The organism is Sphingomonas sp. 28-62-11 (assembly GCF_002278865.1).
Taxonomy (GTDB): domain Bacteria; phylum Pseudomonadota; class Alphaproteobacteria; order Sphingomonadales; family Sphingomonadaceae; genus Sphingomonas.
On sequence record NZ_NCGB01000039.1, the window covers coordinates 1 to 26,477 of the forward strand.

The window sequence follows — 26,477 nt, forward strand, 5'->3', positions numbered from 1 at the left end:
GTCGATACCCGCCTGTCACGCTGCCCCCTCAAACAATCTCGAACAATCCCGCCGCACCCATGCCGCCTGCAGTGCACATCGAGACGACCACCCAGCGCACGCCGCGCTTGCGCCCTTCGATAAGCGCATGGCCGACCAGCCGACTGCCCGTCATCCCGAACGGATGGCCAACCGCAATCGCACCACCATTCACGTTATATTTCTCCGGATCGATGCCCAGTTTGTCGCGGCAATAAAGGCACTGGCTGGCAAACGCCTCGTTCAACTCCCACAGCCCAATATCACCCACCGAGAGCCCGGCGCGGTCGAGCAGTTTCGGTATGGCAAACACCGGGCCGATGCCCATTTCATCGGGCGCACAGCCCGCCGCCTGAAACCCGCGATAGATGCCCAGGATGTTCTTGCCCTCGGCCTCCGCCGTCGCGCGGTCCATCAGGATCTGGGCCGATGCCCCGTCCGATAACTGGCTGGCGTTTCCCGCGGTGATGTTGCTGCCCGGTCCGGTGAACTGCCCGCCCGGCCAGACGGTCTTCAAACCCTGCAGCGCCTCAAGCGTGGTGCCGGGGCGGATGCCCTCGTCCTGGGTGATCGTCACCGTCTCGGTGCCGGTCTTGTTGCCTTCCTTGTCGAACAGCGCGCGTTCGACCGTCATCGGCACGATTTCCTCGGCGAAGGCGCCAGTCTCCAGCCCGCGCGCCGCGCGTTGCTGGCTGCGCGCGCCATATTCGTCCTGTGCGGCGCGGGTGATGCCATAGCGTTCGGCAACGATCTCGGCGGTTTCGATCATCGGGATGTACGCGGCGGGCTCATGCGCGATCACTGACTGGTTGATGTAGCGCGGGGCATCCTTGGTCACCGTGAAGCTGATCGATTCCATGCCGCCAGCCAGCGCGACATCGGCCTCGTCGCAGATGATCGTCCGCGCGGCGAGCGCGACCGCGGTCAACCCCGATCCGCATTTGCGATCGAGCGTAAAGGCGGGCACCGATTGCGGCAATTGCCCCGCAAAGATCGCCATTCGCCCCGCATTGCCGCCCTGGCTGCCCCATTGGCTGCCCACGCCCCAGAATACCTCGTCAATGCGGGCGGGATCGATACCGGCGCGGTCGACCGCGGCGTTCATCACATGGCCGGCCAGCGCAGGCGCTTCGGTCGCGTTGAAGGCGCCGCGATAGGCCTTGCCGATGGCAGTACGGGCGGTGGCGATGATGGCGGCTTCACGCATGGCGGTTCCTCTCGCAGATCGACTTTAATGCTGCGCGAGATGGCGGATGTTCGCTGGCTTGTCGATCATGATTGAACAATCGGCCCCCTTATGGGCCCCAGACGGGCGGTGCGCATGAAGTTGGGGGGGAACGCACCGCCCGACGACCCCGTAGGCCATGAAGGAAGGGTCGCATCACGTATTCGGGCGTCCGTGAAGGGTGGTTACAGCAGTGGCGATTCTTTTTGGGGGTGGCTTCACGGGCAACGATATGCTTGGCCCCGTTCCAACGGCCGACGATCGGGCGAGACCGTGACTGTAACTTTCTGCGTAGGCGATGCGTATGGCATTATCGGGAGTGCAGGGAAGGGCGAGCGAAGAACAGCTCAAGGGGCTGATGGTCCGGGGTCTCGATGGCGAGGCTGCGGCCCAGAACGCCCTGCTGACCGCGCTTGTCCCGTTGCTGCGATCCTTTTTCGGGCGCCGTTTGCGCGGGGCCGCTGATGATGTCGAGGATCTGGTGCAGGATACGTTGATTGCCATCCACTCGCGGCGCGCGAGCTATGATCGGGATCGTCCGTTCACGGCCTGGGCCTATGCGGTCGCGCGCTACAAGATGATCGATCACTTCCGCCGCACCCGCAACACGGTGCCGTTCGAAGACCTTGAGGACATCTTGGTGGCTGAAGGTTTTCAGGAGGCAGCGTCCGCGCAGATGGATGTCGACAAGCTGCTGAAGGGCATTTCCCCCAAGCAGGCGCGGGCGATCCGCCAGACCAAGATCGACGGATTGAGCATTGCCGAAGCCGCCGAGAGCGCCGGCATCAGCGAAGCCGATGTGAAAGTTTCCGTGCACCGCGGGCTGAAAGCGCTCGCCGCGCGATTGAAGGGCAAGTGATGCGTACCGAAGACCTGATCCAGTCGCTCAGCGCCGACACCCGCGCGATCCCGCGCCATGCCGATCGGCGGCGCGTGCTGATGGGGCTGCTGGTCGGCAGCCTGGCAACGCTGGCGGTCGTGGTGTTCGGCATGGGGCTGCGGCAGGATTTGCCGGGCGCGATGATGACGATGCCCTTCATGATGAAATGGGCCTATTCGATCTCGCTCGGCGTGCTGGCGCTGGTCGCGACGCTGCACGTCGCACGGCCGGATGCGCCGCCGCTGCGCACCGCCTGGATCGTGGTGCTGCCGGTTGCCCTGTTGATGCTTGCGGCGATTGCCGAGCTGGCGACCGCCCGGGACGATGTCTGGATGGCGTTATGGATGGGCAGCAGCTGGCGCGAATGCTCGATGCGGGTCGCCTTGCTGTCGCTGCCGATCTTCGCTGGCCTCATCTGGGCATTCCGCCAGCTCGCCCCAACCCGGTTGCGGACCGCAGGGGCGGCGGCGGGGCTCGCCGCGGGGGGTTGTGCGGCAACCTTGTACGGCCTCCACTGTCCTGAAGTGTCCGCCACCTTCGTCGTGACATGGTACACGCTTGGGATGGTGCTGTCGGCTGCCGTCGGCGCGCTGCTGGGGCCGAGATTGCTGCGCTGGTAAGTGCATCTTGCCCCTTATCCCAAGCGTTATCCGTCACCCCGGGCTTGACCCGGGGTCCCGCTGCCTTGCTCCACGCTGAAGAAGCGGGACCCCGGCTCAAGGCCGGGGTGACGGCAATAGGGCGATGGCACAACGGCAATCTCGATCGCCTTGTAACCAACTCCCTCACCCCCGCGAATAGCGGGGCATGGAAGCGGCCACTGCGATCGCTTCAACGCTATCTCAGGAGCCTATCATGCGTGCCATTCTTGCTGCTTCGGCCGCTTTGCTGCTCGCCGCTTGTTCGGGTGCCACGGCATCCTCGCCCGCACCCGCCCGTGAAGGCGCCAGCGCGCCTGCGCCCATCAGCGTCGCGGCGACCGGTGATGCGGCCCACCCCGTCGTGGTCGAACTCTACCAGAGCCAGGGTTGTTCGAGCTGCCCGCCCGCGATCAAGGTCGTCAACCGCCTTGCCGACCGCGCCGATGTGATCCCGCTGACCTTTGCGGTAACCTATTGGGATCAGCTTGGCTGGAAGGACAGTTTTGCGTCGCCGGCCTTCACCGCGCGCCAATGGGATTATGCGCACACCGCGGGCCGCAGCCAGGTCGCGACGCCGCAGGTGATCGTCAATGGCCGTGACGCCGTGCTCGGCAGCCGCGAAGGCGAGCTGAACCAGGCGATTGCCCGCAACGTCAACAAGGCCGGGCCAGAAATCGCGGTTGCCGGGAACCGGGTGACTGTCGGCGCAGGTACAGGAAATGCCACCGTGTGGGTTGTGCGTTACGATCCGCGCACGATCAATGTGTCGATCAACGCGGGCGAAAATGGCGGCCGCACGATCCCGCACCGCAACGTCGTCCGCGACCTGACCAGCCTTGGCCAGTGGCAGGGAAAATCGGCAAGCTTCACGCTGCCATCCGCACCGGCGGGCCTCGCCACCGCGGTGCTGGTGCAGCAAGGCAAGGGCGGGCCGATCGTGGCTGCGCGCAAGATTTAAGGCTGGCTGCGCTTTATCTTCACCAGCGCTGCATCCAGCGCCGAAAGAAACCGGGAGCGGTCCGTCTTGCCGAACGGGGCGGGGCCGCCGATCACGTCGCCGCCAGCGCGCAGATCGGCCATAATCGCGCGGGTCGCGATGGCGCTGCCGATCGAACTGGTGGTGAAGGGTTTGCCAGTCGGCGCGATTACCACCGCGCCCGCCTTCAGGCAGCGATCCGCGAGCAGGATATCGGCGGTGATCACGATCTTGGCGGCATCGGCGCGTACGGCGATCCAGTCGTCGGCGGCGTCGAACCCATCGCTCACCACGACGCGCTCGACCATCGGGCTGATCGGCACGCGGAACGGGCTGTTGCTGACAATGGCGACGGGCACGCCGTGGCGCTCGGCGACGCGGTAAACTTCGTCCTTCACCGGGCAGGCATCGGCATCGACCAGAATGCGGATCATGGGAGGGACAGCCAAATCCATCTTACGTCGTCACCCCGGACTTGATCCGGGGTGACGCTAACGCTGTAGCAAGGAGAAGCGGGACCCCGGGTCAAGCCCGGGGTGACGAGAATGTGTCGACGGCGACACGGCGAGCGCAACGCTTGCGTTCCAGTCCTTACTTCGGGCGATACGGCGGCTTCGGTCGTCCACCAGCCCCACCCGGACCACCAGAGCGCGGTGGACCACCCGGGCGTGCACCTGGCGGACCACCGGGACGACCACCCGTTGGCTTGGCGCCAAAGCGCTTCACTGGCGGGCCGCCACGCTTGTGACGATCATTGCCGCCCTCGGCGGCAGGACCCGTGGCGGATGCCTCGATCTCGACGCCACCGTCATCGTCGCTGCCGCCCGCAGTGCGCTTCAGCGAATCCTTGAACTTGGCGGCGGCGGCGCGCGGGATTTGGAAGAAAGTTTCGTTCGCGCCGATGCGGATCGCGCCGATCTCATTCTTGGTGATGTGCCCGCGACGGCAGATCAGCGGCAAAATCCAGCGCGGATCGGCATTCTGGCGGCGCCCGATGCCCATCTTGAACCAGACGGTGTCCTCAAAACCGGCGCGGTGGCCGTCAGCGCTACCATGCGGCTGCTTGTCGCGGTCGATCAGCTCCTCAGGCGCGGGCATCTTGGCGCGGAAGGCGCGGACGAGTGCAGCGGCGATTTCCTCGGGGCTCTTTTCAGCGAGCAGGCGCTGGGCGAGCTCGCGATCGTCCTCGTCGATCTCGACGGGTTCGAGCAATTGCGTGATCAGCCGCTCGCGGTCGTTCTTGCGAATATCCTCGCTCGACGGCGGGTTGATCCAGTCTGCATTGATCTTGGCGTTGCGCAGCATTGATTCGACCATCCGGCGGCGCGGATAGGGGACGACGAGGATCGCGGTGCCCTTCTTGCCGGCGCGACCGGTGCGGCCCGACCGGTGCTGAAGCGCCTCGGCATCGCGCGGCAGCTCGACGTGAATCACCAGCGACAGCGTCGGCAGATCGATCCCGCGTGCCGCGACATCGGTGGCAACGCAAACGCGGGCGCGCTGGTCACGTAGCGCCTGGAGGGCGGCGTTACGCTCATTCTGGCTGTGCTCGCCCGACAGCGCGACCGCGCCAAAGCCACGCTCGGTCAGCCCGGCATGAAGATGGCGGACATTGTCGCGCGTCGCGCAGAAAAGCATCGCCGTTTCGGCTTCATGAAAGCGCAGCAGGTTGACGACGACATTCTCAATATCGGCAGGCGCAACGGTGACGGCTTGATAGCTGATATCGCCGTGGCCGCGATCTTCGCCCACTGTTGAGATGCGCAGCGCGTCGCGCTGATAGCGCTTGGCGAGCGCGACGATTGGCTTGGGCATCGTCGCCGAAAACAGCATCGTGCGGCGCTCATTGGGGGTCGCATCGAGGATCTGCTCGAGATCTTCGCGGAAGCCCATGTCGAGCATTTCGTCGGCCTCATCGAGTACCGCGACCTTCAGCGCGCGCAGGTCGAGCGAGCCGCGTTCGAGGTGGTCGCGCAACCGGCCCGGCGTGCCGACGACGATATGCGCGCCCTGGCTCAGGCTGCGGCGTTCCTTCGCGGCATCCATCCCGCCCACGCAAGTGGCGATCCGCGCGCCGAGCTTGCCGTAAAGCCACATGAGCTCGCGGCTCACCTGCAGCGCGAGTTCGCGCGTCGGTGCGATCACCAGCGCGAGCGGTTCGCGGATAAAGGGCAGCGCGCCATTTTCGTCGAGCACTTCGCCCGCCATCGCAATGCCGAAGGCGACGGTCTTGCCGGAGCCGGTCTGCGCCGAGACGATCAGGTCGCGTCCCGCGGCTTCGGGTTCGATCACAGCCGCCTGAACGGGGGTGGGGGCTTCGTAACCACGGGCGGTGAGCGCTTCGACAAGAAGCGGGGGCAGGGTGTTGAAAGGCATGAACGTCCAATTGGGTTGCGCCACGAAAGGCGGCTGGGCGGGTCTCGGCGAGAGCGCCGGACGAGCAACGTGGCGATGCGCCATATCGACGCCCACGTCAAGCGAAGGCTGTCCAATTGAAACGCGCCTGATACTAGCGGTAAGGTGGAATTGTGCCATCGTGACGCGCCGGGGAGCCTGTTGCTTGATTTATATCGTGCTCAATCTCGTGCCCATTCTGGCAGCGACAATGCTGGGGCTCGTGCTTGGTTATGTGCATCACCGGTTCGCCAGGGGTAGTGCGCGTACGCCCTCGCCGGGGCTGATCGTCACCGCAGCGCTGGGCGAATTCTGGCTGGCGTCGATCCTGGCGGGCGCGCTCATCCTTGCCCCGCCAAAAGCCGATCCATGGATTATGGCGGTCGGCAGTGCCGTGGTGATCTGGGCCGGGTTCGTGCTGCCGTTGTTGGCGATCACGCTCGGCTATCGCGGCGTGCCAGTGCGGTTGATCGCGCGGGATTGCGGCCATTGGCTGATCCTGATGGTCGCGCAGGCGGTACTGATGAAGAGCATGGGACTGGTGCCGCCACCGACCTGACCGGGGTGCCAGATTACAAGGACGGCCAAAGCCCGTATCGCCGCTAGCCGGCATCGCGGGCAGGGGGACGCTCGTCGGTGCTTCGAGACGATCGGTGAGGTGCCGGTCGGTCGATGCGGCCGTCGTTTCCCCTGTTTTCTTCCCCTTTTTCAAGGAAATCATCATGGCCGATCAAACCCACGATATCGTCGATACCGCTGTTGCCGCCGGTTCGTTCACCACGCTCGTCGCTGCCGTAACTGCCGCTGGCCTGGTTGAAACGCTGAAGGGCGAAGGCCCCTTCACCGTCTTCGCACCGTCCGACGACGCCTTTGCCAAGCTGCCCGCGGGCACGGTCGAAAATCTCGTCAAGCCTGAGAATAAGGATCAGCTGACCGCGATCCTGCTGCTGCACGTCGTCCCCGGCAAGGTGATGGCAGCCGATGTGGCAGGCCAGAAGGTCACGCCAGCATCGGCAGGCGGCACCGAACTGCATGTCGATGGTACGCACGGCGTTGTCGTGAACGGCGCGACCGTGGTGTCGGCCGATATCGTCTGCACCAATGGCGTCATCCACGTCATCGACACGGTAATTCTGCCAGCGGCATAAAAATGATGGGGGCCGGGGATGATTTTTCCCGGCCCCATTTTTTTTACGTTGCGTTCCGGGCGGATGTCATGACCTGATAGTCAACGTGCACCGCTGTTTTCGGATCGTAGATTATGCGCCATCCCACCCCCGATCCCATCCGACCCGGAAAGGAAAGCGTGTGGGATTATCCGCGCCCTGCCATTGCCCAATTGACCGACGCGCATTTGCGCATCGAGTTTGAACGGCGGGTGCTCGCCGAGACGCGAAACGGCGTCCGCACACTCGAGACGAGCCACCCGCCGAGCTATTACTTCCCGCCCGACGATGTCGATCAGTCGATGCTCGCGCTTTCCGGCGGTTCGGCGAGCATTTGCGAATGGAAGGGGCAGGCACGCTATTTCGACGTGATCGGCCCCATCCGGCGACTGTCACGGATCGGCTGGGCCTATCCTGCGCCAACCCGGGCTTTCGAGATGTTGCGCGATCACATTGCCTTTTATGCCGCGCCGATGGACGCCTGCTTCGTTGATGGCGAGCGTGCGACGCCGCAGCCCGGTGGCTTTTATGGCGGCTGGATTACCAGCGCCGTCGCCGGGCCGTTCAAGGGCCCTCCGGGCACGCAGTTCTGGTGAGTGTGCCGCTGCTGAGCGTCACCGCGCTCGCCAAATCGGTCCCCGGCGGGCGCAGGCTGTTCAGCGGGCTCGACCTGACCGTGGATGCAGGCGGGCTGATCGCGATTGTCGGCGAAAGCGGGGTCGGCAAATCGACTTTGCTCAACATGCTCGCCGGGCTGGACCGCGCGGATAGCGGCACGATCGCGATCGAGGGCACGGCGCTTGACGGGCTTGACGAGGCGGCGCTGACGGCGGTGCGGCGTACCCGGATCGGCTTTGTGTTCCAGGCCTTTCACGTCCTGCCCTATCTGACGCTACGCCAGAATGTCGCGCTACCGCTCGCCCTGGTGTCGAGCGACCGGGCGCAAGTGGCCGCCAAGGCCCAGGCGATGCTTGAGCGGGTGGGACTTGGGACGCGCGGCGATGGGTATGCGCGTGACTTGTCGGGCGGCGAGTTGCAACGCGTGGCGATCGCCCGCGCGCTTGTCCACCGCCCGGCGATTATCCTCGCTGATGAGCCGACCGGCAATCTTGACCCGGAGACGGCGGCGCGCGTGCTGGCGCTGTTTGCCGACGCGGTGCGTGAGGGCGGCGTCGCGGCCATCATCGTCACCCATTCGGCCGCCGCCGCCGCGATTGCCGACCGGACGCTGACGCTCACTCCGAACGGATTGGTTGAGCACAGGCGTGGCTGACGCGACCATCGCCCAGGCGAGGCTCGCACTGCGCTGGCTGATCATCGGCGAATGGCGCGCGCATCCGGTGCGACTGGCATTGACGGCAGTGGCGATCGCGATCGGCGTGGCGCTTGGCTTTGCCGTCCATCTCGTCAACGGATCAGCGCTGGGCGCGTTCGACGAAGCGCTGAAGACCGTGAACGGCACCGCGGATCTGCGCGTCCGCGCGACCAGTCCGCTGGGGTTTGACGAGGCGCTCTATCCCCGCGTGGCAACCGCGACGGGGGTTGCCGATGCCAGCCCGGTGCTGGTCCTTCCGGCCCGCGCCGGCAAGGTGAGGCTGCGGCTGATCGGGCTCGATGTGATCCGGGCGGCGCAGGTCACTCCTTCGCTGATCGGCTTTCCGGCGCGAGGGTTGGACAGCGCCGCAGACACCGCCTTTGCCGATGATGCATTGTTCCTGTCGGCAACCGCGATGCGGACGCTGAAGGTAAAGGCAGGCGATAAAGTGAATCTCGTTGCGGGTGGTGAGGTGGTAACTTTCCGGGTCGCTGGCGGCTTGCCGGGGATTGCCGAGGGGCAGGTGATCGGCGTGATCGATATTGCCGCGGCGCAGTGGCGCTTCGGGCGACTCGGTAAGCTCGACCGGATCGACATCAAGCTTGCGAAGGGCGCCAGCGACGCCGGTCTGCGGGCGATCCTGCCTGAAGATGCCGTAATTGACACTGACAGCAGCGCGGGCACGCGGAGCGACGCCTTGTCGCGCGCGTACCGGGTCAATCTGGAGATGCTCGCGCTGGTTGCGTTGCTGACCGGCGGGTTTCTGGTGTTTTCGGCGCAATCGCTGTCGGTGGCGCGGCGGCTGCGCGCGTTCGCCCTGGTGCGGACCCTGGGCTTGCCGCGATCCGGGATTGTCGCGACGGTGGCGCTGGAGGGGCTGGCGATCGGCTTGATCGGGGCGCTGCTTGGGCTGTTGCTGGGCTATGCGCTTGCCTGGGGCGCGGTGGCGAGCCTGGGGGGTGATCTGGGCGCGGGCTATTTCAGCGGGGGCAATGTCCGGCTTGGATTTTCGCCGGGCGGCGCGACCGGCTTTTTCGGGCTCGGCGTGCTGACGGCAGTGCTCGGCAGCGTCGTGCCAGCGCGGCTGGCGGCGCAGGCGGCCCCGGCGGTCGCGCTGCGCAATGCAGGCGATGTCGTCGATCCGCGCGCGCCAGTGAACTGGGCGCTAGCCGCGGGGCTGATCGTGGCGGGCGGGGCGATGGCGACGCTGCCCGCGATCGGTGGCCTGCCGCTGTTCGGCTTTGGCAGCATGGCGCTGATCCTGGCGGGCGGGATCGCCGGGATGCCGTGGCTGGCGCGCGCGTTGCTCGCCCCGCTGGCGCGGCAGCCGGGGCGCTGGGTGCCGATGGACCTTGCCATCCGCCATCTCCACGGCGCGCCGGGGCAGGCGGCGACGGCCTTGTGCGGGATTGTCGCGAGCACGGCGCTGATGATCGCGATGGCGGTGATGGTGACCAGCTTTCGCGGTGCGGTCGATGCCTGGCTCGGCGAGGTGCTCTCGGCCGATCTGTATCTGCGAGTCGACGGCGCGGGTGGTTTCGACCGGGCGGCGCAGGGGCGGCTGGCGGCAACGCCGGGGGTGGCGCGCATCGCCTTCAGCCGCCAGATTCCGCTCACGCTGGCGCCCGATCGCCCGCCGGTTTGGCTGATCGCGCGGCCGGTGCTGGCCGATGATCCCACATTGGTGCTGATCGAAAAGGCGGGGCGTCTGCCCAATCGGGCGATACCGGTATGGATCTCGGAACCTGCCGCACGGCTTTATGGCTGGCGCGTGGGGCAAACCATATCGCTGCCGATCGGCGGGCGGTTCGTGGTGGCCGGCATGTGGCGCGATTATGCGCGCCAGCAGGGGGCGGTCGTGATTCGCGATCATGATTATGATCGGCTGACGGGGGACACGAGCCGCGGCGAAGCAGCAATCACGCTGGCGCCGGGTGCCAATGGCGAGCGCGTTGGCAAAGCGTTGATCGCGCGCGCGCCGGATGCTTTACGGGGCGCGGTGGAATTGGCCGCGCCCGGCACGCTCCGTCGCTTCGCGCTCACACTCTTCGATCGCAGTTTTGCAGTCACCTATTTGCTTGAAGCGGTTGCCATTCTTGTCGGACTGGCCGGGGTGGCCGCCACAATGTCAGCGCAGACGATCGCGCGTGCCCGTGAATTCGGGATGCTGCGGCATATTGGCGTTTCGCGATGGCAGATCGTGGCGATGCTGGCGAGTGAGGGCGCATTGCTCGGGCTGGTCGGCGCGGCGGCGGGGATCGCGCTCGGCGGGGTGCTGGCCCAAGTGCTGGTGCATGTGATCAATCCGCAATCATTCAACTGGACGATGGACACATTGGTGCCCTGGCCGACAATCGTCGCGATCGCTGTCGCGCTGGTGGTGGCAGCGGCGGGCACCGGCGTGCTGGCCGGGCGGCAGGCGCTGGGCAGCGATGCGGTGCGCATGGTTCGGGAGGATTGGTGATGCGGCGCGCGCTGCTGGCAATTTTGGCGCTGATGCTGGCGGCGGCGAGCGACTATCCCGTGGTCCGCCCCGGCGTACCGTTGCGCTTCCCCGCCGATCACGGTGCGCACCCGGCGTTTCGCACCGAATGGTGGTATGTCACGGGGCGCATCAAGGGCGAAGATGGCCGCGATCTCGGCTTTCAGATTACCTTTTTCCGAACCACCCCCAAGATCGACAGCGCCAACCCCAGCCGCTTTGCCCCGCGCCAGATCCTGTTTGCGCATGCCGCGCTGTCTGATCCCAAGGTCGGCCGTCTGCTCCACGGCGAACGCGCGGCCCGCAGCGGCTTTGGGCTGGCGCAGGCGCGGATTGGCGATACCGATGTCGCGATCCGCGACTGGCGGATGCGGCGGCTGCCCGATGGTCGGTTCGCCACAACAGTGGCAACGCGCGATTTTGCGCTGATGCTGACGCTGCGGCCAACCCAGCCGCCGCTGCCCCAGGGCGAGGTCGGCTATAGCCGTAAGGGGCCGCGCCCCGAACAGGCGAGCCATTATTATTCGCTGCCGCATCTTGTCGTTACAGGGCAGCTTATGCGCGGCGGCAAGGCGCAGGCGGTAACGGGGCAGGCGTGGCTCGATCGCGAATGGTCGTCCGATTATCTCGGCGGGCAGGCGGTGGGCTGGGACTGGACCGGGCTGAACCTTGACGATGGCGGTGCGCTGATGGTGTTCCGGATTAGGGGCGCGGACGGCAAGGCGATCTGGGCGGGCGGATCGCTCCGCCGCGCCGATGGTCGGATCACGCGCTTTGCCCCTGGCGATGTGCGGTTCGATAGTTTTCGGCGCTGGCGATCGCCGCGCACCGGGGCGCTTTATCCGGTGGGGCAGTCGGTAACGATCCGGTTGCCCGAAGGGGTGCGGAGCTGGCGTCTCGATCCGCTGTTCGACGATCAGGAGCTCGATGGGCGGCGCGGCGGCCAGCCGGTTTACTGGGAAGGTGCTGTGAAAACGCAGGGCGGCACCGGCTATCTCGAACTCACGGGCTATGCCGATCGGCTGCGGATGTAGTCACCGCGCGTTTGGTCAGGAAGAAGCCGGGGCTATCGGCTGGCGAGCAAACATGCTCTTCTAAGTGCCGGGCAGCGGGGGCACGGCATATCAAATGACAACCGAAACACGACCATTCGGTTTCTGGACGGCAACCGCGCTGGTGGTGGGCGGGATGATTGGCGCTGGGATTTTCGTCCAGCCAGCGCAGCTTGCGCCATTCGGCTGGACGGGGGCGGCGGCTTGGCTCGTCGCCATTCCGGGCGCTTTGCTGCTTGCCTATGTGCTGTCGTGTCTGACCGCTGCTCGCCCCCATGCAACGGGCACGGTTGCCATCGTGGCGGAAGGGCTGGGAACGCTGCCGGGACTGCTGGTCGGCTGGAGCTATTGGGTCGGCATCTGTTCGGCCAACGCCATCATCGCGCTGACCGCGGTGCGCTATGGCGCGCAGTTTTTCCCCGCGCTCACCGCCACGCCGCTTGCCACCGCGATTGCCGCAACGGCGTTGATCTGGGCGCTGACCGCGCTCAATTTTGGCGGGGCAAAGGGGGCCGGCCGGTTTCAGGTCCTGACGACGGTGCTGAAGCTGCTGCCGCTGGTGGCGGTTGCCGCCATCCTCGCGGGCCTGTCCGTGGTCGATCCGGCGCGGTTCTCGGTTAACCCGCATACGCCGTTCGATGCGCGCCAGTTCACGATGGTGCTGACGCTCGCCTTTTTCCCGCTGGTGGGGTTCGAGTGCGCGTCACTGGCGGCAGAGCGCGTCCGCGATCCGGCGCGCAACGTATTGCGGGCGACGTTGGTTGGAACGGCGCTGACGGGAATTCTGTACATCATCCTGTGCAACGGCATCGTGTTTGCGCTGCCCGAAGCGATGGTTGCTGCGTCCGATGCGCCGATTGCGATGTTTGTCGAAAATTTCTGGGGGCGTGGTGCCGGGTTGCTGATTGCGGCCTTTGCGTCGATTTCTGCCATCGGGTGTCTGAATGGCTGGGTGCTGATGCAAGGCGAACTGCCGCTGGGGATGGCGCGCGCCGGCATTTTGCCCGCCATCTTGGGGCGGACAACCGACCGCGATGTGCCGATCTTCGCGATGCTGCTTTCCAGCGGCGTCGCCAGCCTGTTGGTGCTGTCAGGCGCGATTCCGGGACTAACCGATGTGCTGACCTTCATGCTGCAACTGACGACGGCGGCGACGGTGTGGTTTTACTTCGGCGCCTGTGCCGCGGCGTTCGCGTTCGGCATCGTGCGCCCGCTTGCGGTTGTCGGCATGGCATTTTCGGCTTGGGTGTTGTGGGGATCGGGCATGGAGGCGCTGCTGCTGAGCATCGTCCTGATGCTGACCGCGCTACCGCTCTACTGGATCGCGCTACGCCGCCGCCCGCTTGCGGAACAGCCGACCTAACAGGCTCCGGTCCTTCAAAATCTCATGCGCGGCATTGTGCCCCGGTGCGCCGGTGACGCCGCCACCGGGATGGGTGCCCGATCCGCACATATAGAGCCCGGCAACGGGTGAGCGATAATCGCCATGCCCCAGCACGGGTCGCGCTGCCCAGAGCTGGTCGAGGCTCATCCGGCCGTGGAAAATATCGCCGCCGATCAGCCCGAACTTGCGCTCCAGATCGAGCGGGGAGTGGATTTGCCGCGCGATGATGCTCGCCTTGAAATTCGGCGCGTGTTGCGTGACGCAATCGATGATGTGGTCGGCAGCGGTTTCACGCGCGTCATCCCAGCTGCGACCGTCCGGCAGTTCAGGCGCAAATTGCTGGCAGAACAGGCTGGCGACGTGCAATCCCGGAGGTGCCAGAGAATCGTCGACGGTGGAGGGCAGCTTCATCTCGACAATCGGCGCCTTCGACCAGCCGAACGCGCGCGCATCGTCATAGGCCTGGTCCATATAGTCCATGCCCGGCGCGATGATGATCCCGGCGGTGTGGTGCTCTGCCTTTTCTTTGCCCGGCAGCACGCTGAAATCGGGCAGCTCGCTCAGCGCGACGTTCATCCGGAACGTGCCTGACCCCGTCTTGAAGTTATCGATCCGCCGCTTGAAATCGGGCTTCAGATCGGCAGGCGCGATCAGCTGGCGATAGAGCAGCGCCGGGCCGACATTGGCCGCAACCACATCAGCGGCGATCTCCTGGCCCGACTCCAGCAAAACCCCGATCGCCTTGCCACCGTTCACCAGCACCTGCGCCACCGGCGCTTCCAGGCTGATCTCCACCCCATGCTCCACGCACGCCTCGGCCATGGCCTTGGTGATCGATCCCATCCCGCCGACCGAATGGCCCCATGCGCCCTTCTTGCCGTTCACTTCGCCGAACACGTGGTGGAGCAGCACATAGGCCGAGCCGGGCGTACTCACCCCTGCGTAATTCCCGACCACCGCGTCGAAGGCAAAGGCGGTCTTGACATGATCGTCCTCATACCAGCCGTCGAGGAAATCGCGCGCTCTCTTGGTGAACATGTCGAGCACATCGGCCTGCGCATCGACGCTCATCCCCGCCAGCTTGCGCCCCTGCGCCGCGGCGCTCAGTAAAGCCGGAATGCCGCCACCGGCATTGGGCGGGGTCTTGAGCGACAAATCGCGCAGCACTTCCGCCACGCGCTCGAGCGCCGCCTCATAAGCCGGAAAGGTATCGGCATCCTTTTGCGAGAAGCGCGCAAATTCGGCCTGGGTCCGTGCAGTGCCGCCGCCTAGTTTCAGATAGGTATCGGGAAAGGGGAAGAAATTGCTGATCGTGCGCTCGATGATGCGAAAGCCGCGATCGTGCAGCTTCATATCGGCAATCACCTGCGGGCGGAGCAGCGACACGGTGTAGCTCGCGGTCGAATTGCGGAACCCGGGGTGAAACTCCTCCGTCACGCACGCCCCGCCGATGATGTCGCGGCGTTCGAGCACGCGGACCTTCAACCCGGCTCGCGCAAGGTAAAAGGCGCAGACAAGGCCGTTATGCCCACCGCCGATGATGATTGCGTCGTATCGCTTGGTCATGGGCGAAGGTGGTGCCGTGGCGGGCGGCGATTGTCGAGGGGGCGGGGAACGAGAGGGTCGAGATAGGCGCGCAATGGTTCCTTACCCAAAATAGAAAGATGCGCTACGACGACGCTGATCTGCCGGGTGACGCGGCCTGCCCTGCATAGACAAAGCGAGAAATCGATGTTCGATGAAGTTGGTTTTCCACGCGGCCCTGACTTGGGCCACGCCGTCCGCGTCCTTGACACCTTCGTCTACTGTAGCCGTGCCGCCGAAGGCGTGGACGACGCCGAGGTTGATCGCATCATCGAATGGTCGCAACGCCGCAATGTCGAACGCGATATTACCGGCGTGCTCGTGTTCGGCAGCGGCGTGTTTTTCCAATGGGTCGAGGGGCTGCCCACCGAAGTGGAGAATTTGATCGCGATCCTTTACGGCGATCCGCGCCATTATGACATCGTGCCGCTGGACCGGAGTGTTGATGAGCGCGAGCGTCTCTATCCGAATTGGGAGATGGAGCGGGTCGGCGCTGACCACATTCGCGCAGTGCTGAACGATGCACTCGAGAGTGCCGAAGACGATAACAACATCGCCGCCCTCAGGCGTATCCTGAAGCACCTTGATTCGGGGCCGCTGGAGACGCTTGGGCGACGTTAACTCGGTCAGCGAAAGGCGGTTCGAGCCGATCCGAAGTTGAGAGGTTCCGGCCGTCTCGGTTTCTGGGGTGACGAGGGGGCAGGTGTGGGCCACCTGTCGCAATGTCCTACATCGCTGGCAAGTGATATGGTCGTTGCTGCTCTTTGAAATCGTCGAGAATCAGGGATTTGCACTGGCGAAATTGCAGCCTGCAAAGAAGTGATCGCAACCCGCAACTTCCGCAACCTTACCCTGCAAAGGTGGTGTGTGGCAGGGGCTTTGCCTCTCTTCACCGACGTCACCCCGGACTTGATCCGGGGTCCCGCTTCTACTTCTGGCGGCGGCGAAGGTAGCGGGACCCCGGGTCAAGCCCGGGGTGACGGGGAGGGGTTTGGGCTACCCCCGCGCCATCCGCGCCTGCTTCCCCCAACCCGCAGCTGGCGCATGATGCAATCGCGCCTCGGGTATCGCCGCGCGGATTTTCGCCGCGAAACTCCGCAAGCACACTTCGCTCCGCCCGATCGGCCCCACCGTAAAACTCTCTGACGCCATCCCCGCCTGCACCCGTGTGATGAGCCAGGTATCCTCGGCGTTCACATGGCGGTTGATGCGATCATTGGCGTAACGCGCCAGCTTCATCTCGCGGCGGTCATCGGGCAGCGCGAAGGCCATCATCCGCAGCACCGATTGCGTCGGGTTGATCGGCAGCCACTGCATGAAATCGACCTGATCAGGATACAGATCGAAGGCGATGTTGGGCCAGAGCTTGTAATAGAGCCACAGCCGCTGATTGGCCTCCGGCAAATGATCGGCGCGGGGGACATAGGTCTGGTAGAAGCGTTCCCACCAATCGGCGGACGGGCGGTCGACCAGATAGCCTGACATTTTGTCGACAAAGGGTTGCGCTTCGATCGCGTAGCTTTTGCCGAACAGCCGCGTCAGGCCCGGATGCGCGACCGGGATGTGGAGATTGTCCGAATAATTGTCGCCGATGTTCTTCCAGTTCACCGCGCGATCGCGGGTGTAAGCGGGGGTGATCGTCCGCAGGTCTTCGAAGCGATACGGTTCGATCTCCTGCGCATACGGGGCCATCATGTCGGCGACCGACGGACCGCCATCATCCTTCAGCCGGACGAACACGAAGCCGCGCCAGATCTCCAAGCCAACCGCGAACAGCCCCTGGCCGCGCTTGTCGAGCGTCGGGTAATCGGCGCTAACGGGCACTCCGGTCAGGCTGCCGTCGAGTTCATAGCTCCAGGCGTGATAGGGGCAGATGATCTTCTTGGCGCACCCGCCGCTCCCCTCCAGCAGGCGCATCGCGCGGTGGCGGCAGACATTGGTGAAGGCGCGCACCACATGGTCCTCGCCGCGCACGACGATCACACTCTCCCCGGCATAGTCGATTGATCGCCAGGTGCCGGGGCTGCTCAGGTCGCTTTCATGGCACACGATCTGCCATGACGGGCGGATGATCCGCGCCATTTCGGCATCGAAAAAATCGGGGTCGGTATAGGTCCAGCCGGGCAGGCCCCAATCGGCGTCGGGGTCGGCAGGTAATGGCTGTTCCTGCATTGTTGGCGCTCCCAGAGGCCAGATGATCGCCTCAGCGAGCAGCTTAGCGAGCCTTATGCCCGAATTAAACACTACTCCGTTCGGGCTGAGCGAAGTCGAAGCCCACGCGTTGCGCTTGCCCCCTTCGACTGCCTGCCAAGGCAGGCGCTCAGGACAGGCTTTGACGTCGCTCAGGGCGAACGGGTGTGGTGGGCTATCTGCTGCACGATACCCCGCTTGTCAGCACCGGTTTGGCGAGCGGGCAGGGCATGTGCCCCGCCCGCTGCCTGAACGATCAGAACTTGGCCGACACCTGGAAGCCATAGAAGCGTGGTTCGGCCGGGATGAAGGTCGGCACGCCGAACGCGCCACCGGTGTTGCCCGCGTCGAGCAGATAGCGCTCGTTGCTGGCGTTGCGAATGAACCCGGCGATTTCGAACCGCTCGTTGATGTTCACGCCGGCGCGGGCATTGTACAGCGTGACACCGGGCTGCGAGATCAGCGGGTTGTTGGGCAGCTCGAAGAAGATCTGGCTGCGATAGGTCATGGTCGGCGTCGCGAACAGGCGGACGCCGCCACCGATCGGGGTATCGATCGTAAACCCGGCCGATGCCTGAACTTCAGGCTGCAGACGGAAGCGGGCACCCGCAAAGGCTGGCGAGAAGGCGCTGTCCCGGCTGATGCCGCCATTGATGTATCCGATATTGCCGAAGATGTTCAGCCAGCGCGCCGCGCGCCAGTTTGCTTCGGCCTCGACGCCGACATTGTTGGCGTTACCAGCACTCTGCGTCAGCGTGGTGCCGTTGGGCTGGATCACGCTGACCTGGAAGTCGCTGTAATTCTGATAATAGACGCCGATCGAGCCGGACACGGGGCCGATCTTGCCCTTGATGCCCGCTTCATAGTTCCAGACGACTTCTTCGGCGACGGGCGTGAAATTGGCGACCGGACCGGTTGGCGTAGCGCGGGCCCCCAGCTGGACCACCGGCGAGCGGCGACCCTTCGAGACGGTGGCGAAGACGTTGATGTCGTCGGTCACGCGGTACAGCGCATTGAAGCGTGGCAGTACCGCCGAGAAGCTGTCCTGAACCAGAAAAGTCTGACCGGCGGTATCGACCTGGCCGGGGATCAACGATGCCGCGAGCGGATTGAGCCGAGGACGCGGCACGGTGGCGAAAAAGCCCGATTCGCGCTGCTCGATCAGTCCGCGCACACCAACGGTCAGCTCGAACCGTGGCGAGACCAGCCAGGTCACGTCACCGAACACCGAATAGGTATCGTTCTTGCCAATATTGCCGAACACCGACTGGTACAGCGTCAGCGGGCCAGACTCTGCAGGCACGGTGCCGTTGGGCAGCACGCAGCCGGGGCGCGTTGCAGCTACGGCACAGGTGAAGAAGGTTGCCTCGTTGCTCGAAAAGGGCACGATCTGCTGGCTGTCTTCCTGGAAGAAATTCCAGCCGAACGATGCACGGAAGTTATCGTCCTTATAGGCGAAGCGGCCTTCATGGTTGACCTGATAGCCAAACGCATTTTCGGCGAACTCAAGGAAGAAAGCGCGCGAGCCGTCAGCGTCGAAGATTTCGAGGCTGTTGAACTGGCGGAAGCCATTCACCGTGGTGAAGTTCCAGCCTGGGGCGAAATCATAGGAAAGCGTGATGTTCGCGTCCCACACATCGCGGCTCAGCCCGAGCTGGGCGTCGCCGAGCACGGCGGCCGAGACCGGCGAGCCCGACAGATTGGCAGGGCCGAAGACGTTGGCAGGGCCCGCTTCGGTCGGGAAAGTGCCCGAAATGAACGGCGTGCCGCCATTGCGCTGGCGATCATAGGTAGCGATCACATCGACCGTCAGGGCGTCGACCGGGGTGTAGCGGAGCGATGCGCGAAGGCCGAGCTGGTCTTGCGAGTAGAGCTCCCGCGTCTGGCTGGTCGCCAGATTGTTGATATAGCCGTCGCGGTTCTTGTATTCGCCCGCCAGGCGGACGGCGACAGTGTCGTTGCCCGCATTCACATAGCCCGAGGCGAGATAGGCATCGAAATTGCCATAGCCGCCTGTAATCTGACCCGAAAAGCCGGGCTTTGGCCGTGCTGAGACGATGCTGATCGCACCAACAGCAGAGGCGGTGCCGAACAACGTCGCCTGCGGACCCTTGATCACTTCGATCCGGTCGACGTCATAGATCGCCTGATACGAACCGCGCGAACGCGAGATATCCACGCCGTTGTAATAAAGTGTGACGCGGGGACCCTGCTGGGCCGAGCCACTGTCCGAGGTGATGCCGCGGATGACGATGCCAGGGTTATTCGCGCTCTGCTCCTGGATATTCAGGCCGGGGACGAAGTTCGACAGCTCGTCGAGGTCTGACACGCCCAGTTCGCGCAACCGCGCACCGGTGTTGACCGAAATCGTGATCGGCACATCGACATTGCGCTGCTCGATCTTCTGCGCAGTGACCAGAATGTCGGTGTCGTTGATCTGGTCGCTCGCCTGATCATCGGTTTGGGCGAGTGCCTGGGGCTCGGCCGACTGGGCATGGGCAGCGCTGGCAGCAAAGGAGCCCGACAGCAGCAGGGCAGCGGAAAGCGAACGATAACGAGTCATGATAAACCCCCGTGGTGGAGCGCCGCCTTTGGGGGAAACTTGTGTATGCTGCACTGCAATATCGAGACAGTTCGGCGACAGTTGCGCGTCGTTTCAAAGCGGTAGCCGGTTGTGCTTTTTGGGCATCGGTCGTCTGCTCGCACCGGTCAACGTCCGGAAGGGTTGCCTATCGCCTGCCGCTGACATAACATTAGGGCGCATCAGGTTCCCCGAGAGGGGAATAATAGGGAACGCGGAACCAGGGAGTAACCCTGCAAGCCGCGGCTGTCCCCGCAACTGTGACCGGTGAGTGGTCGCCCCGATATGCCACTGGATGCATCTGTATCCGGGAAGGTGGGGCGGACATGATGACCCGGGAGCCAGGAGACCTGCCTGACGCGGTCGGTCCTTTGCGCGGACGGGGTGTTCAGCGTGATCGAGGGTAATCCTCGCGTGACGACATCGATCGGGGTGGCGCGCGCGGGTGACAACCAGCGTCGATGCTGTCGTGCCATTGGTGCGTGCGACCCCTTGTTGTTGAAAAGGGGATAATCATGCGCACCAATTTTCTGAAGATCACCTCCTTGTCGTTCGTCGTGCTGGCTGGCTTTCCGGGCCAGTCGCGCGCCGAAACGCCCGTAGATGATGCGACCAGCGAACCCGTCATCATCGTCACCGCCAACCGATCACCCCAACCGATCGACCGGATCGGTCAGTCCGTCACCGTCATCGATTCGGCAGAGCTTGAGCGCCGCCAGAACAATAATGTCGCCGATGTGCTGCGCACCGTGCCCGGTGTCACTATTGCCCGCAATGGCGGCATTGGCAGTGTTGCATCGGTGTTCATCCGTGGTGCCGAAAGCGAGCAGACCGTTGCGCTGATCGACGGGGTAAAGCTCAACGATCCGTCCTCGCCGGGCGGAGGATTCTTTTTCGGTAATCTGCTGATCGGCAATATCGAGCGGATCGAGGTGCTGCGCGGCCCATCATCGGTATTGTGGGGCAGCCAGGCGATCGGCGGCGTCGTCAATATGATCACGCGGCGGCCAACCGAGCAGCTGACGATCAATCTGCGCGGCGAATATGGCTATCGCAACACCGGCCAGCTTGTCGGCAATATTGCGGGCAAAGCAGGCCCCCTATCGGTTAGCGCTGGAGCAGGGTGGCTTCGGTCGGACAGTATATCGTCGTTCAGCGAGGCGCGCGGCGCGACCGAGAAGGATGGCTATGACAATGTCGGCGCTAACGCCAATCTCAACCTGACGTTGACCGACTGGTTGTCGGTCGATGCGCGCGGCTGGTACTCGAACGGCCTGGTCAATATCGATGGCTTTCCACCGCCCAGTTTTTCGCTCGGCGATGTGAACGAAGAATCCCGCACGCGTGAAATCGTGGCCTATACCGGGCTGAATGCGGCACTTTTTGACGGGCGTTTTCGCAATCGGTTGGGCTATGCCTATACCGATACGCGCCGCCGCAGCGTCAATCTGGATGGCGTGCCCATTGAAAGCTTTGCCGCTACTGGTCGCAACGAGCGGATCGAATATCAGGGCGTTTTCGATATTGTCGATGGATGGCAGGCTACCGCGGGGCTTGAACGGGAAACCTCGCGCTCCGCGACGAGCAGTGGCGGTGGCCCGTTCGCCCGATCACGCGCGCGGATCGACAGCATCTACGGGCAGATCCTGGTGACGCCGATGACTGGCCTGTCACTGACGGGCGGCGTGCGGCACGACGATCACAACCGGTTCGGCGGCGCGACGACCTTTGCAGCAAGTGGTGTCTGGACGCCGGGGTCAATCGGCACGACGATCCGCGCGAGCTATGCCGAAGGGTTCAAGGCACCGTCGCTGTTCCAGTTGCAGAGTAATTTCGGCAATCAGCTGCTCCAGCCCGAGCGATCGCATGGCTGGGATGCGGGGTTCACCCAAAGGCTGATCGGTGACACGCTAACGGCGAGCGCGACCTATTTTTGGCGCGATTCGAGCGATCTGATCGCGTTCGTCTCCTGCCCGCTGCCGCGCACGGGAATCTGCGTGAACCGGCCCTTCGGGACGTTCGACAATGTCGCCAGAGCGCGCGCCGAGGGGGTCGAGATTGGCCTTGCGCTTCAGCCCGTTCAGGCGCTGCAGGTGCAGGCGAATTATACCTTTACCGATGCCACCAACCAAAGCCGGGGCAATGCCAATTTCGGCAGGCAATTGGCCCGCAGGCCGAAACATAGTTTTAGCGGGCTGGTGGATGTTCGCTGGTCATTCGGGCTGGAGACGGGGGCGACGCTGACCCATGTCGGATCGAGCTTCGAAAATGCCAGCAACAGCCGCAAGCTGCAGGGCTATGTGCTGGCCGATCTGCGCGCCTCCTATCCGGTGACCGCCGAGATCGATCTCTATGGCCGGATCGAGAACCTGTTCGATGAAGGCTATGAAACGGCGTTCGGTTTCGGCTCTCCGGGACGGGCCGGTTATGTCGGCGTCAGGCTGCGATACTGATGCGCATCGCGGCGATCCGGGCGGCGCTAGGCGTCCTACTGGCTGCTACTGCCAGCGCCGGTGGCGCGCAGCGTCTGCCCCGGATCGTCTCGATCAACCCATGTGTCGATACAGTGCTGGTGCGGGTCGCCGATCCGCGCCAGATCGCCGCGATCAGCCATTACTCGCAAGACCCGCGTGCAACATCGATCCCGCTGGCGACGGCGATGCGGTTCAAGGCAATTTCGGGCACTGCTGAGGAAGTGGTGGCGTTGTCACCTGATCTGGTGATCGCGGGCGGCCACGTCGATCCGGCCACCATTGGCGCGCTAAAGCGGCTGCGGATCAAGCTCGTCCAGCTTCCCGTGCCGACCACGATTGCGGAGAATAATGCGCAGATCCGCACGATTGCCCAATCTGCCGGGCAGGGTGCGCGGGGCGATCGGCTGGTGGCACAGGTCGATGCAGCGGTGCGTGCCGCTGCCCCTTCGGCGGGCGCTTCCGCCACACCGGCGCTGATTTGGCAGGGGGGCGGGCTGGTGCCGGGCAGCGGGACACTGTCGGATGATATGTTGCGGGCGGCTGGCTTTCGTAATCTCAGCGCCAGTTACGGGCTGAAGCAATGGGACATTCTGCCGCTCGAATATCTGGTCGCGCGACCCCCGCGCGTCCTTCTGTCGGTGGGGGCGGTCAATCCGAATGATCGGCTATTAGGGCATTCGGTGCTCCAACGGCTGAAAGGCCGCATGGCGATCCGCGTCTATCCCGATCGGTTGATGCAGTGCGGCGGGCCGATCGTCATCGATGCGGTGCGACGCCTTGCCGCAATCAGGCGTTCGTTGTGAGCCGCATCGCCCGGTTCAACCTGCTCCTTGCGACTGGGATCGCGGTGGCCATGATCGCCTCGCTGGCGGTCGGCAAAATCTGGGTGCCCTGGGGTATCTGGGCGAGTGATGATCCACGCTGGCTGATCGTCACCGAATTGCGCATGCCGCGCATTCTGCTCGCGGCGATCGTGGGTGCCGGGCTTGGTCTGTCGGGCGCGGCAATGCAGGGTTATTTGCGCAATCCACTCGCCGATCCGGGGCTGTTCGGGGTGTCTGCTGGTGCTGCGCTTGGCGCGGTGATTTCGCTCTATTTCGGCTATGCGGCCTCGGCCTGGTTGTTGCCAATCTTCGCGCTGACGGGGGCGGCGGGGGCGATGGCGCTGCTGGCCTTGCTCGTCGGGCGATCGGCGAGCTTGATCGTCTTCACGCTCGCCGGCGTCATTCTGTCGAGCGTCGCCGGATCGATGACTGCGCTGGCGATCAGCCTTGCACCGACCCCCTTTGCGACCTCGCAGATCGTCACCTGGCTGATGGGCGCACTGACGGATCGCAGCTGGGGCGATGTGTGGATTGCGCTGCCGATCATCGCGATTGGCGCGGGAATGCTGGCGATGACGGCGCGGTCGCTTGATGCGTTGACGCTGGGCGAGGATGCCGCGCGGTCGATGGGGGTGGATCCGCTGCGGTTGCAGCTGCTGGTGGTGCTTGGCGTGGGTCTGTGCGTCGGTGCTGCGGTAGCGACGGCGGGGGTGATCGGCTTTGTCGGGCTGATGGTGCCGCATCTTGTGCGCCCCTTCGCCGGGCATCGGCCATCGGCGGTGTTGCTGCCGTCAGCGCTTGGCGGCGCATTGCTGCTGGTGCTCGCGGACGGTCTGGTGCGCGCGATGCCAACGGTCAGCGAGTTGCGGCTGGGGATTGCGATGTCGATGCTCGGCGGGCCGTTTTTCCTGGTGCTGTTGATGAAGATGCGTCGGGGGCTGGCATGACCGCGCTGGTTGTCCAATCGATATCGGTCACGCTGGGCGGGGCGGCGATCCTGGAATCGGTAAGCGCTTCGTTCCTGCCCGGCAAAGTAACTGCTGTGTTGGGCCCCAATGGCGCGGGCAAATCGACGTTGCTCGCGTGCCTGGCCGGGTTGCGCACCGCCGATACGGGGGACGTGTTGATTGGTGGCGTGTCGCGGGCTGTGCTTGACCGGCGGGAGCTGGCACGCCGGATCGGTTTCTTGCCGCAAACCGCCGATGTGCATTGGGATGTCGACGTGCAGACTCTTGTCGGGTTGGGGCGATTTCCGCATCGCGGTCGATGGGGCGAGAGCGAGGTGGATCGCATTGCAGTGGCTCAGGCCATGGCGACAACCGATGTCGCGCAATTCGCGGCGCGGCGGGTGCAGACATTATCGGGCGGCGAGCGTGCGCGCGTGCTGCTGGCGCGGGTGCTGGCCGGCACGCCGCAATGGCTGCTGGCGGATGAGCCGCTCGCCAATCTCGATCCGGCGCACCAGCTCGACGGGCTTGATTGCCTGCGCAGCGTCGCGGCGGCTGGAGCGGGCGTCGTGGTGGTGCTCCACGATCTCAACCACGCCGCCCGGGTTGCTGACGACGTGCTTCTGCTCCGCGATGGCAAGGTCGTGGCGTACGGTGCGCCCGATACCGTGCTGACCGAAGCGCTGATCGCGCAAACCTATGGCGTCGACACCTATCTTGGCACCACGCCTGCGGGCCAGCCCTTCATCATTCCGATCGCGCGGCAGACAGCATAAGCACTACGCCGTGGCGGAGATTGGCGTTTCGCGCAAAAAAGCTACCTGCTCGCGAAAAGCTTGCCCGGATTGAAAAGCCCTTTCGGATCAAGCGCCTGCTTGATCGTGCGCATCACCTCAACGGTAGTGTCGCCGAGTTCGTCGATCAGCTTGGTGCGTTTGCCCATGCCGATCCCATGTTCGCCCGTGCAGGTGCCGTCCATCGCCAGGGCCCGGTCGACCAGGCGGTCGTTCAGCGCGCGCGCGCGGGCAATATCGGCGGGATCGGTCGGATCGACACACAGGAAAACGTGGAAATTGCCGTCGCCAACATGGCCAACAATTGGTGCGGTAACGCCGGCCGCGGCAAGATCGTCGTGCGTGGCCGTAATGCATTCCGATAGCCGGGAAATGGGGACGCAAACGTCAGTGACGATCAATTGCGCGCCGGGCTGCAACGCCTGGGCGGCATGATAGGCATTGTGGCGCGCATGCCATAAGGCGCGGCGTTCTTCCTGCTGGGTGGCCCAGCGAAATGCGCCCCCGCCATGCCCGCTGGCGAGTGCGCCAACCAGTTCAGCCTGTTCGCGCACCCCGGCTTCGCTGCCGTGAAATTCGAACAACAGCGTCGCCTTTTCCTCAAGGCTTGTCTTGCTGTAGCGATTGCAGGCGCGGACCTGCACCGCATCCATCAATTCCACCCGCGCGACGGGAACCCCCAATTGCAGCAGATCGATTACGCAATCGGTGGCCCCTGCAAGCGTGTCGAAGGCGCAAACTGCCGCCGCAATAGCCTCCGCGATGCCATGCAGGCGAAGGCCGATTTCGGTGATGATGCCGAGTGTCCCTTCCGACCCGACAAACAACCGGGTTAGATCATAGCCCGCCGAGGACTTGCGCGCACGCCGCGCGGTTCGGATCACGTCGCCATTGGGCAACACGACCGTCAGCCACAGAACATTGTCGCGCATCGTGCCATAGCGCACCGCCGTCGTTCCCGATGCTCGCGTCGCCGCCATCCCGCCGATGGTTGCATTGGCACCCGGGTCGATCGGGAAAGTCAGGCCCTGATCGCGCAAATGGGCATTGAGTTGTTCGCGGGTGACGCCTGCCTGCACCGCGCAATCAAGGTCGGCGGGATTGACGTGCAGGATTTGATTCATGCCGGTCATGTCAATCGACACGCCGCCGTGAAGGGCGGCGACACCGCCCTCCAACGACGTCCCCGCGCCGAAAGCGATGATCGGCACATCGTGCTCCGCGCATGCCCGCACCACCGCCTGCACCTCGTCCGTCGAATGGACAAAGGCAACAAGATCGGGTGGCATGGTCGGGTGAAAGGCTTCGCCAACACCGTGAAGCGATCGCTGTGCCATGTTGTCCGTCAGGCGGTCGCCAAGGATCGGTGCTAGCGCCTCGCGGACCGCCAAGAGCGCCGTGGCGGGTGGAGCGGTTAGGGCATCCATGTCGGCCATGCACACAGGCTACCGCTTTCGTTTGCTTGTTTCAATGATGAACTGAATCATAAAATAGTTCAAAACTATTATATTTACTCAAATGAGGTGTGGTCTTTCACCCAAAGGCCCGCA

General features: G+C 64.4%; 22 protein-coding genes and 1 riboswitch. Of the genes, 15 read left to right on the forward strand and 7 right to left on the reverse strand.

The features are described from left to right. Positions 1–28: 28 nt before the first annotated feature. Positions 29–1,225 (reverse strand): acetyl-CoA C-acyltransferase, encoded by a 1,197-nt coding sequence (locus B7Y49_RS12430; protein ID WP_374127916.1) that lies wholly within the window; start codon positions 1,223–1,225, stop codon positions 29–31. A gap of 322 nt (positions 1,226–1,547) precedes the next feature. Between B7Y49_RS12430 and B7Y49_RS12435 the strand changes: the two genes are divergently transcribed. The 3 genes from B7Y49_RS12435 to B7Y49_RS12445 all read left to right on the forward strand — a co-directional run bounded on the left by B7Y49_RS12435 (position 1,548) and on the right by B7Y49_RS12445 (position 3,722). Then, the gene (locus B7Y49_RS12435; RefSeq protein WP_374127917.1) at positions 1,548–2,102 is read left to right on the forward strand and encodes a sigma-70 family RNA polymerase sigma factor; all 555 of its coding nucleotides are present in this window, start codon (positions 1,548–1,550) and stop codon (positions 2,100–2,102) included. Next, positions 2,102–2,743 (forward strand): DUF1109 domain-containing protein, encoded by a 642-nt coding sequence (locus B7Y49_RS12440; RefSeq protein ID WP_374127918.1) that lies wholly within the window; start codon positions 2,102–2,104, stop codon positions 2,741–2,743. The genes B7Y49_RS12435 and B7Y49_RS12440 overlap by 1 nt, the downstream gene beginning before the upstream one ends. A gap of 235 nt (positions 2,744–2,978) precedes the next feature. Continuing rightward, positions 2,979–3,722, forward strand: a complete 744-nt coding sequence (locus B7Y49_RS12445) for a thioredoxin family protein (protein ID WP_374127919.1) — start codon at positions 2,979–2,981, stop codon at positions 3,720–3,722. Here B7Y49_RS12445 and B7Y49_RS12450 read toward each other — a convergent pair. Both B7Y49_RS12450 and B7Y49_RS12455 read right to left on the reverse strand, forming a co-directional pair. Continuing rightward, on the reverse strand, positions 3,719–4,171 hold the full coding sequence (locus B7Y49_RS12450; protein ID WP_374127936.1) for a YaiI/YqxD family protein: 453 nt from the start codon (positions 4,169–4,171) through the stop codon (positions 3,719–3,721). The two genes, B7Y49_RS12445 and B7Y49_RS12450, sit on opposite strands and share 4 nt — an antisense overlap. Before the next feature lie 160 nt (positions 4,172–4,331). Continuing rightward, a complete protein-coding gene (locus B7Y49_RS12455; protein WP_374127920.1) occupies positions 4,332–6,116 on the reverse strand; it encodes a DEAD/DEAH box helicase in 1,785 nt (594 codons plus the stop codon). Positions 6,117–6,300: 184 nt separating this feature from the next. Here B7Y49_RS12455 and B7Y49_RS12460 point away from each other — a divergent pair, with 184 nt between their 5' ends. From B7Y49_RS12460 to B7Y49_RS12490, 7 genes are all read left to right on the forward strand, one after another. Further along, complete coding sequence (locus B7Y49_RS12460) at positions 6,301–6,693, forward strand: DUF1761 domain-containing protein (RefSeq protein WP_374127921.1); 393 nt, start codon at positions 6,301–6,303, stop codon at positions 6,691–6,693. 163 nt (positions 6,694–6,856) lie between these two features. Further along, complete coding sequence (locus B7Y49_RS12465; protein ID WP_374127922.1) at positions 6,857–7,282, forward strand: fasciclin domain-containing protein; 426 nt, start codon at positions 6,857–6,859, stop codon at positions 7,280–7,282. Positions 7,283–7,395: 113 nt separating this feature from the next. After that, positions 7,396–7,896, forward strand: coding sequence for a DUF427 domain-containing protein (locus B7Y49_RS12470; protein WP_374127923.1), 501 nt, complete (start codon positions 7,396–7,398; stop codon positions 7,894–7,896). Beyond that, complete coding sequence (locus tag B7Y49_RS12475; protein WP_374127924.1) at positions 7,893–8,573, forward strand: ABC transporter ATP-binding protein; 681 nt, start codon at positions 7,893–7,895, stop codon at positions 8,571–8,573. Before B7Y49_RS12470 ends, B7Y49_RS12475 begins: the two co-directional genes overlap by 4 nt. Then, a complete protein-coding gene (locus B7Y49_RS12480) occupies positions 8,566–11,079 on the forward strand; it encodes an FtsX-like permease family protein (protein ID WP_374127925.1) in 2,514 nt (837 codons plus the stop codon). Before B7Y49_RS12475 ends, B7Y49_RS12480 begins: the two co-directional genes overlap by 8 nt. Further along, positions 11,079–12,131, forward strand: a complete 1,053-nt coding sequence (locus B7Y49_RS12485; RefSeq protein WP_374127926.1) for a lipocalin-like domain-containing protein — start codon at positions 11,079–11,081, stop codon at positions 12,129–12,131. The genes B7Y49_RS12480 and B7Y49_RS12485 overlap by 1 nt, the downstream gene beginning before the upstream one ends. Before the next feature lie 94 nt (positions 12,132–12,225). Then, positions 12,226–13,512 (forward strand): APC family permease, encoded by a 1,287-nt coding sequence (locus B7Y49_RS12490; protein WP_374127927.1) that lies wholly within the window; start codon positions 12,226–12,228, stop codon positions 13,510–13,512. On the opposite strand, the gene B7Y49_RS12495 is transcribed toward B7Y49_RS12490, so the two are convergent. Then, positions 13,477–15,099: an NAD(P)/FAD-dependent oxidoreductase gene (locus B7Y49_RS12495; RefSeq protein ID WP_374127928.1), complete on the reverse strand. Its 1,623-nt coding sequence runs from the start codon at positions 15,097–15,099 to the stop codon at positions 13,477–13,479. The genes B7Y49_RS12490 and B7Y49_RS12495 overlap by 36 nt on opposite strands. A gap of 165 nt (positions 15,100–15,264) precedes the next feature. Between B7Y49_RS12495 and B7Y49_RS12500 the strand changes: the two genes are divergently transcribed. Continuing rightward, complete coding sequence (locus B7Y49_RS12500; RefSeq protein WP_374127929.1) at positions 15,265–15,738, forward strand: BLUF domain-containing protein; 474 nt, start codon at positions 15,265–15,267, stop codon at positions 15,736–15,738. Positions 15,739–16,113: 375 nt separating this feature from the next. On the opposite strand, the gene B7Y49_RS12505 is transcribed toward B7Y49_RS12500, so the two are convergent. Together B7Y49_RS12505 and B7Y49_RS12510 are read right to left on the reverse strand one after the other, a co-directional pair. Beyond that, on the reverse strand, positions 16,114–17,289 hold the full coding sequence (locus tag B7Y49_RS12505; RefSeq protein WP_374127930.1) for an aromatic ring-hydroxylating dioxygenase subunit alpha: 1,176 nt from the start codon (positions 17,287–17,289) through the stop codon (positions 16,114–16,116). A gap of 274 nt (positions 17,290–17,563) precedes the next feature. Then, entirely contained in the window at positions 17,564–19,870 is a 2,307-nt protein-coding gene (locus tag B7Y49_RS12510; protein ID WP_374127931.1) for a TonB-dependent receptor, read from the reverse strand. Positions 19,871–20,055: 185 nt separating this feature from the next. Next, positions 20,056–20,261: riboswitch (cobalamin riboswitch) on the forward strand. Positions 20,262–20,403: 142 nt separating this feature from the next. On the opposite strand from B7Y49_RS12510, the gene B7Y49_RS12515 reads away from it, so the two are divergent. Genes B7Y49_RS12515 through B7Y49_RS12530 form a run of 4 tightly spaced genes read left to right on the forward strand, consistent with a single transcriptional unit; the run spans position 20,404 to position 24,909 of the window. Next, positions 20,404–22,341, forward strand: coding sequence for a TonB-dependent siderophore receptor (locus tag B7Y49_RS12515; protein WP_374127932.1), 1,938 nt, complete (start codon positions 20,404–20,406; stop codon positions 22,339–22,341). Next, a complete protein-coding gene (locus B7Y49_RS12520) occupies positions 22,341–23,165 on the forward strand; it encodes an ABC transporter substrate-binding protein (protein ID WP_374127933.1) in 825 nt (274 codons plus the stop codon). The genes B7Y49_RS12515 and B7Y49_RS12520 overlap by 1 nt, the downstream gene beginning before the upstream one ends. A 5-nt stretch (positions 23,166–23,170) precedes the next feature. Beyond that, entirely contained in the window at positions 23,171–24,133 is a 963-nt protein-coding gene (locus tag B7Y49_RS12525) for a FecCD family ABC transporter permease (RefSeq protein ID WP_374127937.1), read from the forward strand. Then, positions 24,130–24,909 carry an ABC transporter ATP-binding protein gene (locus B7Y49_RS12530; RefSeq protein WP_374127934.1) on the forward strand — a complete coding sequence of 260 codons (780 nt, stop codon included), beginning with the start codon at positions 24,130–24,132 and terminating at the stop codon, positions 24,907–24,909. The genes B7Y49_RS12525 and B7Y49_RS12530 overlap by 4 nt, the downstream gene beginning before the upstream one ends. 41 nt (positions 24,910–24,950) lie before the next feature. Here the strand turns inward: B7Y49_RS12530 and B7Y49_RS12535 are convergent, their stop codons facing one another. After that, a complete protein-coding gene (locus tag B7Y49_RS12535; protein WP_374127935.1) occupies positions 24,951–26,363 on the reverse strand; it encodes an FAD-binding oxidoreductase in 1,413 nt (470 codons plus the stop codon). Positions 26,364–26,477: the final 114 nt, after the last annotated feature.